Source organism: Sphaerisporangium sp. NPDC004334 (genome assembly GCF_053602655.1).
Genome location: NZ_JBSGDZ010000012.1, coordinates 92,018 through 106,435, shown reverse-complemented (window position 1 = coordinate 106,435; position 14,418 = coordinate 92,018). Strand labels below are relative to the sequence as shown.

11 protein-coding genes are annotated in these 14,418 nt (G+C 73.6%); 6 read left to right on the top strand and 5 right to left on the bottom strand.

The genetic code is table 11. The features are described 5' to 3' along the window. Positions 1-9: 9 nt before the first annotated feature. Both glmS and ACWEN6_RS17285 read left to right on the top strand, forming a co-directional pair. Positions 10-1,830 carry a glutamine--fructose-6-phosphate transaminase (isomerizing) gene (gene glmS, locus ACWEN6_RS17290; RefSeq protein ID WP_452571081.1) on the top strand — a complete coding sequence of 607 codons (1,821 nt, stop codon included), beginning with the start codon at positions 10-12 and terminating at the stop codon, positions 1,828-1,830. A gap of 168 nt (positions 1,831-1,998) precedes the next feature. Further along, entirely contained in the window at positions 1,999-2,955 is a 957-nt protein-coding gene (locus ACWEN6_RS17285; protein ID WP_452571080.1) for a pirin family protein, read from the top strand. A gap of 267 nt (positions 2,956-3,222) precedes the next feature. Here ACWEN6_RS17285 and ACWEN6_RS17280 read toward each other — a convergent pair whose 3' ends face one another. From ACWEN6_RS17280 to ACWEN6_RS17270, 3 genes are all read right to left on the bottom strand, one after another. Continuing rightward, entirely contained in the window at positions 3,223-4,311 is a 1,089-nt protein-coding gene (locus tag ACWEN6_RS17280; RefSeq protein WP_452571079.1) for a Gfo/Idh/MocA family protein, read from the bottom strand. Further along, the gene (locus ACWEN6_RS17275; RefSeq protein ID WP_380830908.1) at positions 4,296-5,000 is read right to left on the bottom strand and encodes a ThuA domain-containing protein; all 705 of its coding nucleotides are present in this window, start codon (positions 4,998-5,000) and stop codon (positions 4,296-4,298) included. Before ACWEN6_RS17275 ends, ACWEN6_RS17280 begins: the two co-directional genes overlap by 16 nt. 123 nt (positions 5,001-5,123) lie before the next feature. Next, entirely contained in the window at positions 5,124-7,439 is a 2,316-nt protein-coding gene (locus ACWEN6_RS17270) for a glycoside hydrolase family 9 protein (protein WP_452571078.1), read from the bottom strand. A 168-nt stretch (positions 7,440-7,607) separates the two neighbouring features. Here ACWEN6_RS17270 and ACWEN6_RS17265 point away from each other — a divergent pair, with 168 nt between their 5' ends. The 3 genes from ACWEN6_RS17265 to ACWEN6_RS17255 all read left to right on the top strand — a co-directional run bounded on the left by ACWEN6_RS17265 (position 7,608) and on the right by ACWEN6_RS17255 (position 10,743). After that, complete coding sequence (locus tag ACWEN6_RS17265; protein ID WP_452571077.1) at positions 7,608-8,648, top strand: LacI family DNA-binding transcriptional regulator; 1,041 nt, start codon at positions 7,608-7,610, stop codon at positions 8,646-8,648. Positions 8,649-8,758: 110 nt separating this feature from the next. Further along, positions 8,759-10,078: a sensor histidine kinase gene (locus tag ACWEN6_RS17260; protein WP_452571076.1), complete on the top strand. Its 1,320-nt coding sequence runs from the start codon at positions 8,759-8,761 to the stop codon at positions 10,076-10,078. Then, positions 10,075-10,743: a response regulator gene (locus ACWEN6_RS17255; protein ID WP_452571075.1), complete on the top strand. Its 669-nt coding sequence runs from the start codon at positions 10,075-10,077 to the stop codon at positions 10,741-10,743. Before ACWEN6_RS17260 ends, ACWEN6_RS17255 begins: the two co-directional genes overlap by 4 nt. A 184-nt stretch (positions 10,744-10,927) precedes the next feature. Here the strand turns inward: ACWEN6_RS17255 and ACWEN6_RS17250 are convergent, their stop codons facing one another. Both ACWEN6_RS17250 and ACWEN6_RS17245 read right to left on the bottom strand, forming a co-directional pair. After that, complete coding sequence (locus tag ACWEN6_RS17250; protein WP_452571074.1) at positions 10,928-12,061, bottom strand: polyprenyl synthetase family protein; 1,134 nt, start codon at positions 12,059-12,061, stop codon at positions 10,928-10,930. A gap of 6 nt (positions 12,062-12,067) precedes the next feature. After that, the gene (locus ACWEN6_RS17245; RefSeq protein WP_452571073.1) at positions 12,068-13,198 is read right to left on the bottom strand and encodes a hypothetical protein; all 1,131 of its coding nucleotides are present in this window, start codon (positions 13,196-13,198) and stop codon (positions 12,068-12,070) included. A 247-nt stretch (positions 13,199-13,445) separates the two neighbouring features. Between ACWEN6_RS17245 and ACWEN6_RS17240 the strand changes: the two genes are divergently transcribed. Further along, positions 13,446-14,408, top strand: coding sequence for a Bug family tripartite tricarboxylate transporter substrate binding protein (locus ACWEN6_RS17240; protein WP_452571072.1), 963 nt, complete (start codon positions 13,446-13,448; stop codon positions 14,406-14,408). The last annotated feature ends 10 nt before the right edge of the window (positions 14,409-14,418 follow it).

Here is a 14,418-nt window from a genome sequence, read left to right as displayed (position 1 = left end):
GAGATCTATATGTGTGGAATCGTGGCTTACGTCGGGCCGAAGGACGCGGCGCCGATCCTGCTGGAGGGCCTGCAGCGGCTGGAGTACCGCGGCTACGACTCGGCCGGTCTCGTCGTCGGCAACAAGGGCCTGAAGATGCGCAAGGTCAAGGGCAGGGTGGCCGACCTGGCGGCGGCCGTGCCCGCGCGGTTCAAGGGCGGCCTCGGCATCGGCCACACCCGCTGGGCGACCCACGGCGTGCCCAACGACGTCAACGCCCACCCCCACCTGGACACGGCGCAGCGCATCGCGGTCGTCCACAACGGCATCATCGAGAACGCCGGCGAACTGCGGGCCAAGCTCGTCGCCGACGGCGCGGTCTTCCTCTCCGAGACCGACACCGAGGTGCTCGCCCACCTCATCGGCCGCACCGTCGAGGACACCGACTCCCTGGAGGAGGCGGTCCGCAAGGCGCTCAAGAGCATCGTCGGCACCTACGGCATCGCCGTGCTGGACGCCCAGCGCGCCGGCGAGATCGTCGTCGCCCGCAACGGCAGCCCGATCGTCATCGGCATCGGAGAGAAGGAGATGTTCGCCGCCTCCGACGTGGCCGCCCTGATCCGTTACACCCGGCAGGTGGTGCACCTGGAGGACGGCGAGCTGGCCGTGCTCAAGGCCGACGGGTTCCGCACCTTCACCATGGACGCCCGCGCCACCTCCAAGGAGCCGCTGACCGTCGACTGGGACGCCGGCCACTACGACACCGGCGGCTACGAGCACTACCTGCTCAAGGAGATCTCCGACCAGCCCGAGTCGGTCGCCCGCACGCTGAGCGGCCGCCTGGACGGCCGGTTCAACATCGCCCACCTGGGCGGGCTGAACCTCGACGCCCGCGAGACCCGCGCCTTCCGCCGCGTGAAGATCATCGGCTGCGGTTCCGCCTACTACGCCGGCCAGATCGGCGCCCAGCTCATCGAGGAGCTCGCCCGCATCCCCGCCGACGCCGAGCCGGCCTCGGAGTTCCGCTACCGCAGCCCGGTGGTCGAGCACGACACCCTGTACGTCGCGGTCAGCCAGTCGGGGGAGACCTACGACACCCTGGCCGCCGTGCAGGAGCTCAAGCGCAAGGGCGGCCGGGTGCTCGGCGTCGTCAACGCGGTCGGCAGCGCGATCGCCCGTGAGGTGGACGGCGGCGTCTACCTGCACGCGGGGCCGGAGGTCTCGGTGGCCTCCACCAAGGCATTCACCTCCACCGCCGTGGCGTTCGCGCTCATCGCCCTGCACTTCGGCCGGGTGCACGACCTGTCGCCCGCCGACGGGCGGCGCATCGTCGAGGGCCTGCAGAGGCTGCCCGACCAGATCGCCGAGATCGTCAAGCAGAACGACGCCATCGAGGCCCTGGCCCGCAAGTACGCCCCGCACCCGAGCATGATGTTCGTCGGCCGCGTGCGCGGCTACCCGGTGGCCCGCGAGGGCGCCCAGAAGCTCAAGGAGGTCTCCTACGTGCACGCCGAGGCCTACCCGGCGAGCGAACTCAAGCACGGCCCGCTGGCCCTCATCGGCCCCGACATGCCGACCGTGGCCATCGTGCCCGACGACGAACTGCTCGACAAGAACCTCACCACCCTCGGCGAGATCCGCGCCCGCGGCGGCAAGGTGCTCATGGTCGGCCACCGCGTCCCCGACGCCAAGCTGGCCGAGGACGTCATCGTGGTCCCGAAGAACGAGGTCGAACTGGACCCGATCCTGCTCGGCATCCCCCTGCAGCTGTTCGCCTACCACGCCGCCGTCGCCCTCGAACGCGACGTCGACAAGCCCCGCAACCTCGCCAAGAGCGTCACCGTCGAGTAGCCGCGCCGCCCGCCGGCCCGTGGCGTCCCCGTCCCCGCGCGGACGCCCCGGGATGCTTCGGCGCCTGGGAGACGCGGGACGCCGGGACGCCGGGGCGGCGCGGCCGGGGGTGCGCGGCGCGGGTAGGGGACATTCCGGGCATCGGTCGGCGGATCGTATTGTTCACGGGTGAGCAATCTGGAACGGGAACCGCACGAGACGGCCTGCGGCGGCGAGGGCGAGGCCGCGGAAGGACCGGTCCGCGAGCTGCTGGACGGCCGCGACGTCGTCCTCGGCGGCACGCGCGGCATCAAGGTGACCCGGACGCTGCCCGGCCGCGAACGCCGCATGGTCGGCGCCTGGTGCTTCCTCGACCACTACGGCCCCGAGCGGGCCACCATGAGCGTCGGCCCGCACCCGCACACGGGCCTGCAGACGGTGACGTGGCTGCTGGAGGGCGAGGTGCTGCACCGCGACAGCGTCGGCAGCGAGCAGCTCATCAGTCCGGGCCGGTTGAACATCATGACGGCCGGCCGCGCCATCGCCCACTCCGAGGAGTCGGTGCGGACGGACTCGGTGGTCCACGGCGTGCAGCTGTGGGTGGCGCTCCCCGGCGCGTCCCGCCACGCCGAACCGTCCTTCGAGCACCACGCGGACCTGCCGCGGCTGGTCGCGCCCGGCGTCCAGGTGACCGTCTTCGCCGGAGAGCTCGCCGGGCTGGTGTCGCCGGCCCGCGTCCACAGCCCGCTGACCGGCGCCGAGGTGGCCTTCGACGACCGGTCGGCCATCACGCTGCCCCTGCGCCCCGATTTCGAGTACGCGGTGCTGGCCCTGTCCGGCGAGGTCGAGGCCGACGGGACGCGGCTGACCCCCGGCCCGCTGCTCTACCTGGGCAGCGGACGCTCCGAGATCGCCCTGGCCTCTCCGGGGCAGGGCCGGGCGCTGCTGCTCGGCGGCGAGCCGTTCGAGGAGGAGATCCTCATGTGGTGGAACTTCGTCGGCCGTGACCAGCAGGAGATCGAGCGCTTCCGCAAGGAGTGGGAGGAGGGCGCCGCGTTCGGTGACGTCGGCGGAACCGCCCTCGCCCGCATCCCCGCCCCGCCGCTGCCCACCATCCGCCTGAAGCCCCGCGGCCGCCGCCGGTAGCCTCACCGGCCGGGCCTCTCCCGCCCGCGGCGCGGCGGGAGCGCGGCGATCACCGCCCGGGCCGGAGATCACCGCGAGCGCGAGTCCACCCCGGAGCGCGAGTCCACCCCGGAGCGCGAGTCCACCCCGGAGCGCGAGGTCACGCCGAGGTCGCCGTCGCGGGGCGAGGGCGCCCCGCGACGAGGACCTGCGGTGCGGTGCGCGCGGTCGCTCACCTGCCGCTGTGGCGCGTGCGGCCGGTCACCTGCCGCGAGCGCGCGCGGCCGCTCACCCGGCCGGCTGCAGGGCGACGGGAAGAGGACGTTCGCAGGTGCTGGTGAGCGGCACCGCGGTTCCCGAGTGCGCGGCGGACAGCAGGGACTCCATGACCTCCAGCACGTGGTAGGCCAGCGTCCCGCCCGCGCGGGGCTCCCGGCCCGCCGGGGTCGCCGCGAGGTCCGCCAGCCCCACCCCGCGCCCGGCCTCGAGGTAGCCGGCCGAGACGGGAAGGGGCTCCCAGCTCCGCTCGTCGACCTTCGCCAGCATGACCGGCCCGTCGAAGTGGTTCGGATCGGGCACGGAGAGCGAGCCCTGCTCGCCGTGCACCTCGATCTTGGGCGCGGTGGTGGCCGCCCCGTCGAAGCTCATCACCAGCGTGGACATCGCCCCCGACGCGTGGACGAGCACGCCGGTGACGTGGGTGTCGATGGTGACCGGGATCTCCTCTCCGCGGCGGGGGCCCGAGGCGATGACGCGCTTGTCCCGGGTGCGCCCGGCGGCGCCGACGACCGTCGTCACCGGCCCGAGCAGGGTGATCAGGCTGGTGATGTAGTACGGGCCCATGTCCAGGAGCGGGCCGCCGCCGGGGGCGTAGTAGAAGTCGGGGTTGGGGTGCCACATCTCGTGGCCCGGGGTCATCATGGTCGCGGTCGCGGCGACCGGCCTGCCGATCAGGCCGTCGTCGATGGCCTTGCGGGCCGTCTGGGTGCCGACGCCCAGCACCGTGTCGGGCGCGCACCCCACGCGCACCCCGGCGTCGGCGGCGGCGCGCAGCACCCGCGCGGCGTCCACGGCGTTCGCGGCCAGGGGCTTCTCGCAGTAGACGTCCTTGCCGGCCGCGATGGCCAGCAACGCGACCTCGGCGTGCGCGGCGGGGATGGTGAGGTTGAGCACCACGTCGATGCGCGGGTCGGCCATCAACTCGGCCACGCTCAGCACCTCGACGCCCGGGTAGGGCCGTACGGCCTCCCTGGCCCGTTCGAGGTCCAGGTCGGCCACCGCCGTCAGCCGCAGCCCCGGCAGCCGTTCGATGCTCTGGCCGTACTGGGCGAAGATGACGCCGCACCCGACGACGCCGACGTTCACCGGCTCGCCCACAGCATCCCCCTCTCGATGATGGTGCGCACGTTGTCGTCGTTCAGGACGTCCAGGCTGTGTCCCGGGGTCGCGACGAAGATCTTCCCGTCGCCCCATAGGCGGGTCCAGATCGCGGGCGAGGTGACCTCGCGGTGCCAGGGGTCCCACGGGCGGACCTTCTGCGTCGTGGTGGCCAGCACGTCGACGTAGTCGTCGGCCAGCACCCAGTACTGCTCGGTCACCAGGTCGAAGTCCGCGATGCCCGCCGTGATGGGGTGGGTGCTCGCCTCGGGCAGGATGTTCACGGTGTAGGGGACGAAGTTGTCGGCCGGGGAGCCTTCCCGCTCGGCCGGGTCCTTTCCTGGATGGCAGGCGAACTGCCCGCCGATGAGATGCAGGTAGTCGGAGGAGGCGCGGAAGGAGTCGGCGATGCCGCCGTGCCAGCCCGCGAGTCCCGTGCCGGCGCGGACGGCGGCCTCCAGCCCCCGCAGTTCCTCCGGCTCGATCGTGCCCATGGTGTAGCACTGCACGATGAGGTCGACCCCGGACATGAACGCGGGATCCGCGTAGGGGGCTGGTGACTCCGCTCGATGTACCTCGAATCCCTGCTTCTCCAGGAAGGGGATGAAGAGGTCGGTGGCCTCCACCGGGACGTGCCCTTCCCAGCCACCCCGTACCACCAGCGCCCTGCGGCCGTGCTCGTCTGACATGCTTTCACCTATCACTCAACGGCAAACGACTCCAATCCTCACATTTCCGGCCGGATCGGTCACTACTGCATTTTTGCCGTAGGCCGGCCCCGCGCCGGGAGTCGTCGCGCGGGGCCGTGTCCGTCAGGCGGGAGTGCAGGTCACCTGGGACGGAATCGCGTTGGTGCCGTTCCAGGAGCCGTTGAAGCCGAACGAGGTGGAGGCGCCGGCCCCGAGCGTCCCGTTCCAGGACAGGTTCGCGGCCTTCACGTTGGATCCGTTCACCGTGTACGAGGCGTTCCAGAGCTGGGTGATCGTCTGGCCGTTGGGGAAGGTCCAGGCGGCCGTCCATCCGCTGATCGTGGCGGTTCCGGTGTTCTTCACGGTGACGGTCGCCCCGAAGCCGCCGGGCCACTGATTGGTGAGGGCGTACGTCGCGGTGCAGCCATCACCGGTGTTCCCCGACGGCGACGGGCTCGGCGAGGGGGAAGGTGACGGCGAGGGACTGGGGCTCGGGGACGGCGACGGACTGGGGCTCGGCGACGGTGACGGCGACGGGCTGGGGCTGGGCGTCGCGGAGGGCGACGGGGTGGGGGTGGGCGTCGCGGAGGGCGACGGGCTCGGAGACGGGCCGGCCTTCTCCGCGGTCCAAGCGCTCACCCATGCCAGCACCGCGTTCCAGTTGATCGCCACCTCGTTGACCGACCATGCCTCGATGTCGTCGAGGTAGCACTTCTGCGGCCTGCACCCGCTGAGCCGGGCCTGGGCGACCGGGTCCTGCAGCCCGCTGTTGGGGCCGCCGGCGAGCGCGCCGGGCGGTGCGATGGGCAGTGAGGAGTCGAGCTGGTGTGCCCAGAACCGGTGGTGGACGTTGCGCGAGGGCTGGTCGCCGTACCCGGTCACATACGACTGGCCCAGCGGGTTGCGCCCGAACTCGTAGGCCATCGTCTCGAACACGCCGGTGCGGAAGCGCTCCTGCCCGCTGAAGTCGTAGGCGAGCGCGAGCAGGGCGGCGTTGTTGAGTATCAGGTTGTTCGAGCCCCAGATGTAGCCTCCGCCCGAGGGCGCGAACGGCACCGGGTAGCCCTGTCCGCGCATCGCGGCGAGCAGCGTGTCGCCGTTGCTCACGAAACGGTCGCGCAACTGCTGGCCGATGGTGGAGGTCAGGCCGTTCGGCACGAGCGCGAGCGTGATGTCGCCGAGCGAGCCGACCTCCGACCACTGCGCGCCCTCGTTGGTGAAGCTCCTGCCGTAGTAGAGGGACGAGCGGGTGAGGTCGTCGCGGTAGGTCTGCTTGCCAGTGGTGGCGTACAGCTCGGCGGCCGCCCAGTAGAACTCGTCGGTGACCTTGGTGTCGACGTAGGAGCCGCCGCCCTGGTCGTCGTTGCTGGGCGCGATGACGGACGGATTGGCCTTGGCCGCCGCGTACGCCTTCTCCGCGGCGGTGAGGCAGCGGCTGGAGAAGGTGGAGTTGATGGGGGTCCAGACCCGGGCGCACTGCGCGGCGGACGCGGCCAGGTTCAGCGTGGCGGCGGTGGTGGGCGCGGACAGCAGGCGGGGCTGGGGGTCCTGGTCGGGCCGCAGCGGCAGGCCGGTCCACGCCTGGTCATGGATCTTGGCGTGCGCCATGCCGGCGAGCGGCTGCCCGTCCGGGACCTGCATCTTCAGCATGAAGTCGATCTCCCAGCGCGCCTCGTCGAGGATGTCGGGCACGCCGTTGCCCCGCTCGGGGATCGCCATCGTGCCGTCGCCGAACGCCGTGCTGTTCGCGCCGGAGACGTACTTGGCCCGCTCGTAGATGTTGACCAGCTGCCAGGCCGACATGCCGCCGTTGACCACGTACTTGCCGTGGTCTCCCGCGTCGTACCAGCCGCCGCGCACGTCGAGCCGGTATCCGCAGCCGCTGCGGCAGGGCACGTTGTCGTCGCCCTGGTTGGGCGAGAGGTTCAGGTGGCCGGCGGGCCGGGCGTACTGGCTTCCCACGTACTGCGCGTCGATCGCGATGCCGCTGCGCTGGTGGTAGAAGAACGCCAGCGCGTCGTAGGGCAGCTTCTTCCAGGCGTCGGCGCCGATGTCGAAGGACCGGCTGGACTCGTTGCCCACGGCGAGCACGAAGTTCGTGCCCGTTCCGGTGTACGAGGAGAAGTCGATCTTGTGAACCGTGTCGCCCGACGGGCCGTCCTGCCCGAAGACGGTCGTGGTCCCCGTCGCCACCACCTGGTCGGAGCCGTTGAGCAGGCTCCAGGTCAGCGGCGAGGTGGAGGAGGTGACGACGGTCGCCTGCTCGGCCATGCCCGGCGCGTAGGCCACCTGGTTGACCTTGATGCTCTGTCCGAGCGGCGGGCGGGCGACGGCCTGCACCGGGCTCGTCGCGGTCACGACGGCGAACGACGCCACCCCGACGGCGAGCGCCATGGACAGTGCCGCCCGGGGGCGGCCCCTCCAGCCTGGTCTCATCATGATGAACACCTCCGGCCTTCATGTTTCGTTACCGCATCATGGGATGAGACGGGATCGGAGGACACCTCTCGGGCGAACCGGTCGCTCTGCCGCAGGTCACCGCATCGATCTCACGAATGATTCTGAACATTTCACGAATGCTTCCTGCTCGTTCCGTAGACTCCATCTGTGACCAGCACAGGCCCTCCCGTTGAGATGGGACCGCGGCGCCGCCAGGAGGTCACGGTCGCGCAGATCGCCGCGCTGGCCGGGGTGTCCCCGCCGACCGTGTCCAAGGTGATCAACGGACGCTCCGGCGTGTCGGTGGCCACACGGCGGCGGATCGAGGAGCTGATCCACGAGCACGGCTGGCAGCGCCGGCCGGAGCGGGCCGAGTCCACGGCCATCATCGAGATCCTCTTCCAGGCCGTCGACAGCTTGTGGGCGCTGGAACTCATCCGCGGTGTCAACCAGGTCGCCCGGTCCTACGGCCAGACCGTGGCCGTCACGGACATGCAAGGACACAACTCTCCCCACGGCGAGTGGATCGAGGAGGTCCTGGCCCGGCGCCCCGCCGGTGTGATCGCCGTCTCGGCCGAGCTGAGCGACCACAAGCACGCACAGCTCGCCAGCAGGTCCATCCCGCTCGTCGCGCTCGACCCGTACGGCGAGCCCGGTCACCGGGTCCCCTCGGTCGGCGCGACGAACTGGAACGGCGGCCTGTCGGCCACCCGGCACCTGCTGGAGCTCGGGCACCGCAGGATCGCGGTGATCAGTGGGCCGCTGACCGTGATGTGCTGCCGCGCCCGGTTCGACGGCTACCGCGCCGCCATGGAGACCGCGGGCGTCCCCGTCGATCCCCGGCTCCTGCGGACCTGCCCGCTCTACGTGGAGGCGGGCCGCACCGAGGCGGAGGCGCTGCTCGCCCTGCCGGACCGTCCCACCGCCGTCTTCGCGGGCAACGACCTTCAGGCCCTGGGTGTGTACCAGGCGGCCCTGCGCGCGGGGCTTCGGGTGCCCGGCGACCTCAGCGTCGTCGGGTTCGACGACCTGCCGCTCGCTCAGTGGGCCGACCCGCCGATGACCACGGTGCACCAGCCGCTGGCCAAGATGGGCGCCGCCGCCGCGGAGCTCGTCATGACCCTGGCCGCCGGTGACCCGCCGGAGCATCACCGCGTCGAACTCGCCACCCACCTGGTCGTACGCGGCAGCACCACCTCACCGCCCTGAACGGCGCCCGGTGAGAGGGGCGCCGGAGGCCGGCACCGCGCACGGCCGCCATGCCGCACCGCGGGTCTCCCGTGCCCTGGACGCCGGGGCGGGGCGGGCAGAATGGCGGGGTGCGGGTGCGGGCGGCGGTGAGGCCGCTGGTCAGTGGGGGGACCTATCGGCGGGCGGTGCATCTGCTGCTCGGCGGGGTGCTGCTGTTGCCGTACCTGCTGGTCGCGGGCATGCTCGCGCAGACCTTCGCCGTCGGCCAGGTGCCGCGCGTTGTGCTGGCGCTCGTGCTCGCGCTGACGGTCGCGATCGGCGTGGTGCCGCCGTTCCTGCGCGGCACCAGGGCGCTCGAGATCGTCGCCGCGCGTTCGCTGCTGGGCGTCGATCTGCCCGATCCGCCCGAGACGGCCGAGCGGGGGCGAGCGGCCTGGGAGACCCGGTCGCGGGCGGCGCTGTGGTTCGCCGTCCACCTCGCCGTGGGCGGGCTCGTCGGGGCGTTGATCCTGATCCCCCTGGTGACGGGGGTGATCCTCGTCGTGCGGTGGGCGGGCGCGGCCGGCGGCACGGTGGACCCGCCATGGCTCGGGCCGCTGGAGGAGCAGGGCGGCGGCCTGCTCCTGCCGGTCGGCGTCGCCCTGCTGGTGGGCGTCGTGTACGCCGTGGCCGGGCTCGGGGCGCTGGCGGCGGTCATGGCGCCCGTCCTGCTCGGGCCGTCGGCGGCCGAGCGCATCGCCGCGCTGGAGGAGCGGGCTGCGAGGCTCGCCGAGCGCAACCGGCTGGCCCGCGAGTTGCACGACTCCATCGGGCACGCGCTGACCGTGACGATGCTGCAGGCCAGTGCCGCGCTCCACCTGCTGGACACCGATCCGGCCTTCGCGCGGCAGGCCCTGATCGCGATCGAGGAGACCGGGCGCGCCGCCACCGAGGACCTCGACCGCGTCCTCGGCATGCTGCGCGAGCCCGAGCCGCCGTCGTGGCCGGGGATGGCGGATCTCGACGGCCTGCTCGCCCATTCGCGGGGCACCGGCGCGGCGGTCAGCACGCGGGTCGAGGGCTCGCTGGCCGGCCTGCCCGAGCCGGTGTCGCGGGAGGGGTACCGCATCGTCCAGGAATGCCTGACCAACGCGCTCCGGCACGCGGGCCCGGTCCCCGTGACGCTGCGCGTCGCCGCCGACGGCCGCACGCTGGCGATCGAGGTGTCCAATCCCGTCACCGGGCGGCGCGCGCGGGAGGCGGGTGGCAGAGGGCTCGCGGGCATCCGCGAGCGCGTCACCCTGCTCGGCGGCGCCATGACGGCGGGCGAGGAGTCCGGCCGCTGGCAGGTCTCGGTCCGGCTCCCGGCGGAGCAGGGCCGGAAAGCGGTACGACGACCGGCGGGCGGGGAGCCGAGACGTCCCGGCGAGGGGACGGCCGGCGCGGTGGAGGAGGGGGAGGGCGCGTGACCATCCGGGTGGGCATCGTCGACGACGAGGAGCTCGTCCGGGTCGGCCTGCGGGTGATCATCGGGGCGCAGCCCGACCTGGAGGTGGTGGGCGAGGCCGCCGACGGGGCCGAGGTCATGGCGATGGTCGCCCGCACCCGGCCGGACGTGCTCCTCATGGACGTGCGCATGCCCGCCATCGACGGCATCGAGGCCACTCGCCGGCTGCTCGCCGCGTCCGGCACCCCGCCGCGCGTCCTGGTCATCACCACCTTCGAGAACGACGACCACGTGTACGACGCCCTGCGGGCCGGGGCCAGCGGGTTCGTGCTCAAGCGCACCCGCCCGGCCGAGGTCGTGGAGGCCGTCCGGCTGGTCGCGCGGGGGGAGTCGCTGGTGTTCCCGGCGGCGATCCGGCGCATGGCCGGCGCGCGCGGCCGCGGCGCCGCGGGCGGGCCGGCCGCCGACCGGCTCCGGCGGGCCCGGCTCACCGAGCGGGAGGAGGAGGTGCTGCGGCTGATGGCCACCGGCCTGTCCAACGCCGAGATCGCCGCCCGGCTGGTGGTCGGGGCCGAGACGGTCAAGACCCACGTCGGCAACGTGCTGGCCAAGCTCGGGGCCCGCGACCGCACGCAGGCCGTCATCGCCGCCTACGAGTCCGGCTTCATCGCCCCGCCGGCCCCGTGAGGACGCCGGGCGTGCCGGGCCCGTGGCCGGCGGCGCCCGGCACGCCGGAGGGATACCGGTCGGACGGTGACCTCGCCGGCATGCCGGGATGGGGCTCATGGCGCCGGGTGCCGGGCGTGCTCGGTACCGCGGGCCGGTGTCGAGGGAGGCGGTGTCGAGGGTGGCGGTGTCGAGGGAGGCGGCGTCAGGAGGCCGGGGGAGCGCAGCGGGAGACGACGTGGTCGCAGAGGTCGCGCAGGGCGTCGCAGGCGGGGCCGGGCGGCAGCGGCTCCAGCGCCCGGCGGGCGTCGTCGGCGTGGCGCCGGGCCTCCGCGTGCGCCTGCGCGAAACCGGGCGAGCGCCGCAGCAGCTCGGCGGCCTGCGCGACGTCCCGGCCGCCGGTGAGCCGTCCGAAGGCGAACATCCTCCGCAACCGCGCCGAGTCTCGCCGCTGACGCCGCAGCAGCGCCGAGTCGGCTTTCTCGCGTGTTTCCGGTGCTCCGGCGGTGTGCCCGCCGGTTTCCGGCATGCCGGAGGCGCGCCTGCCGGTTCCCCGCGTCTCCAGGGCGCGGTCCCGCCCGCGGGAGCGGCGGGAGGCGAGGGCGCGCAGGAGGGGCAGGGTGGCCACGCCCTGGCGCAGGTCGGCGTTCGACGGCTTGCCGGCCCGCGCCGTCGGCTCGGACAGGTCGAGCAGGTCGTCGGAGAGCTGGAACGCGATGCCCAGCGCCTCCCCGTAGGCTTCCAGCGCGCCGGCCGCCTGGTCGGTCGCTCCGGACGCGCGCGCCCCGAGTCCTGCCGCGAGCGCGAACAGGGCGGCCGTCTTGTCGGCGATCACGCTCATGTAGTACCGCTCCGGGTCGTCGCCGCGACCGGCCCCGACCGTCTCGCGGAGCTGGCCGGTGACCAGCCGGGTCAGCATGCGGGCCTGCGTCTCCAGGGCGGCGGCGCCGAGCGGCGCGGCGAGTTCGCCCGCCTTGGCCACCAGGTAGTCACCGGCCAGGATGGCCACGCGGTTGCCCCACCGCGCGTTGACGCTGGGCGCGCCGCGGCGGACCGGAGCCTCGTCCATGACGTCGTCGTGGTACAGCGAGGCCACGTGCATGAGTTCCACGGCCGCCGCGGCGCGCACCACGTGGGGGTGGCCGGGGTCGCCGAACCGCGCGGCCAGCAGGGCGACGGTCGGGCGCAGGCGCTTGCCGCCGGCGTTCAGCAGGTGCGTGGCCACGGTGGTGAGGAAGGGATCGCGCGGGTTACGCAGCGTGGAGCGCAGCAGCTCGTCGACGCCGGCGAGCGACCGGCGGGTCCACGCGGCGAGCGCGTCGTCGGAGATGACCGGCACGGCCGCTCAGCCCTTCCGCCCGCAGGAGCGGCACGCCGTCCGCCGCCGCAGGTGGTAGCCGTAGGTGGCGACCGCCAGCGCGACGCCCCACAGCGGCCACAGCGCGTGCGTCATCACCAGGACCACGCTGTAGCCGGTGAGGTGCCACATCGCGGGCGAGGTGACGATGCCCAGCCCCGCCGCGAACACCACGGGGGAGACGTAGGCCGCCGGTATCACGGCGAGCGGGACCGGGACGCGGCGCCCGGCGATCCCGGGCATCCAGCGCGGGAAGACCTCGCCCCAGCGCTGGACGAGCCCGAGGGTGAGCACCGCACCGACGACCGCGAAGGTCGCCAGGCCCGCGCCCGCCCACACGCCGCCGCTCTCGTGCAGGCCGCGCAGCATCGCCCGGTCGATGCCGAGGGGGATGCCCGCCAGCCAGGCGAGGCGGCTGACCGAGTAGAGCAGCGGGATCACGACGGCGGCGGCGGTGGCGCGGCGCGCCCAGGCGGCGGTGCGCGCGCGGGCGGCGGCGGGCACGTCGCCGTCGCGGCCGCACCGGCCGCAGGCGCCCCGGCCGCGGCGCTGCCAGGACAGGACGGCGGCGCCCACGAGGAATCCGCCGGCCAGGGACCATGCCTGGTTCAGCAGCGACCAGTCGAACACGGTCGAGTAGTCGATGCCCTTCGGCCGGCCGAAGGGCGCGCCGAGGATCAGCATGGGGGCGTATCCGGTGAGGGCGAGCAGGTCGGCGCCGGGGACCAGGACCATCAGGGAGAGGGCGACGGCGTAGCCGAAGGTCAGCAGTGCCGCGCGCGGCACCCCGCGCGGGCGCACGGCGTGGCGCCCGGCCATGGCGAGCGCCGCGACCGCGGTCGCGAGCAGCACACCGGCGAAGACCGGTGCGGCGATCTCGGCGGGGATTACTCGCATGACGGGCGCGTCTCCCCCCGAGGCCGGGCCCCCGAACGGATACCCCGTCCCCGTCATCGTCCAGAACAGCGCCACGACGCCGTAGGTGGCGGCCCACGCCGCGGCGGCGTACCCGATCCACCCACCCGCGTTCGCGGGGCCGGGCGGGGTTCTCGGCGGGTCTGCGGGGGTTCTCGGCGGGTCTGCGGGGATGCTGGGCGGGGTGGTCGGTGCGGGGGACACGGTCGCTCCCTTGGGGGACGTGGGTGGGGTGCGCGGACTCGCGCGTTCCCACGTTCCATCGGCCCGCCGGGCCGCCGACTCCCCCCGGGACGGGAACCTCGTCCCCCGTACGGGGGATCGTGACGACCCGGGCGCCGACGCGGCGTCCAGAGGGGGTTCGCGGTGGATGGCCCGCTGGGGGAGGCGGGCGTGTGTGCGGAGCCGGAAATGGGCATTTAGTTCAATAACGGGGGAAAGGGCGTGAAGTATGCGTCGTCGGCAGGTGCTCGCGCTCGGTGCCGGCCTCGTGGCGCTGGCGGCGGGATGCGCGGACCCCTCCGGCTCGCGCAAGCTCGGATCGGTGACCCTGCCGGTCGTGGTACCCGGCCCGTCCGGCGGTGAAGCCGATCGCGTCGCGCGGGCGCTCAAGACGGTCGCGGAACGCGACACCCTGGTGCGAGAGCTGCGGGTGGTGAACAGGCCGCAGTACACGGCGCTGACGGAGTTCGGGCGCGCGCCGCACCCGAGGCAGGTGCTGCTGGCCGACCCCGAACTGGTCGGCACGGTCGGCGCGGCGCGGCAGGCGACCGCGTTCGCGGGCACCACGCCGCTGGCCCGGCTGTGCGGCGAGTGGGAGGCCCTGGTGGTTCTGGACGGCTCCCATCTGGCCACCTTCGGCGCGTTCGCCGACATCATGCGCCGCGACCCGGGCAGGCTCGCGCTGGGCGGCCGCGCCGAGGGCGGGGTGGACCACGTGCTGTTCGGCATGCTGGCGCAGAGCCTCGGCGTGGACGCGCGCCTGCTGCGCTACGTCGCCTACCCCACCAGCGGCGAGGCGGTCGCCGCGCTGGCCAAGGGCGAGGTGGGGGCGGTCCTGGCCGGCCACAACGGCGTGCGCGCGGCCCTGCGAGCCGGTGGGCTGCGCGCGCTCGCCGTCTCATCGCCCGACCGCATCCCCGGCGTGGAGGCGCCGACGCTGCTTGAGTGCGACACGCACGTGAACTGCGCCAACTGGCGCGGGCTGATCGGGCCGGGCGGCCTGCCCGAGGACGACCGGGCCGCGCTGACCGGAATGTGCCGCGACCTGGCCGGCTCCCCGCGCTGGAGGGAGCTGTGCGCCCGCAATGGCTGGACGCCGCTGTACCTGGAGGGGGAGGACTTCCGGCAGTGGCTGCGCGTCGAGGCCGCCCGCCTCGGCCGCGCTCTCGGCGAACTCGGCCTGCGCGTCTGAGGCGGCATGT

Bases quoted from the DNA above. Each gene is read 5' to 3' on its own strand.
- ACWEN6_RS17240 (WP_452571072.1), top strand. From the start codon at position 13,446: ATGCGTCGTCGGCAGGTGCTCGCGCTCGGTGCCGGCCTCGTGGCGCTG.
- glmS (WP_452571081.1), top strand. From the start codon at position 10: ATGTGTGGAATCGTGGCTTACGTCGGGCCGAAGGACGCGGCGCCGATC.
- ACWEN6_RS17275 (WP_380830908.1), bottom strand. From the start codon at position 5,000: ATGTCAGACGAGCACGGCCGCAGGGCGCTGGTGGTACGGGGTGGCTGG.
- ACWEN6_RS17270 (WP_452571078.1), bottom strand. From the start codon at position 7,439: ATGATGAGACCAGGCTGGAGGGGCCGCCCCCGGGCGGCACTGTCCATG.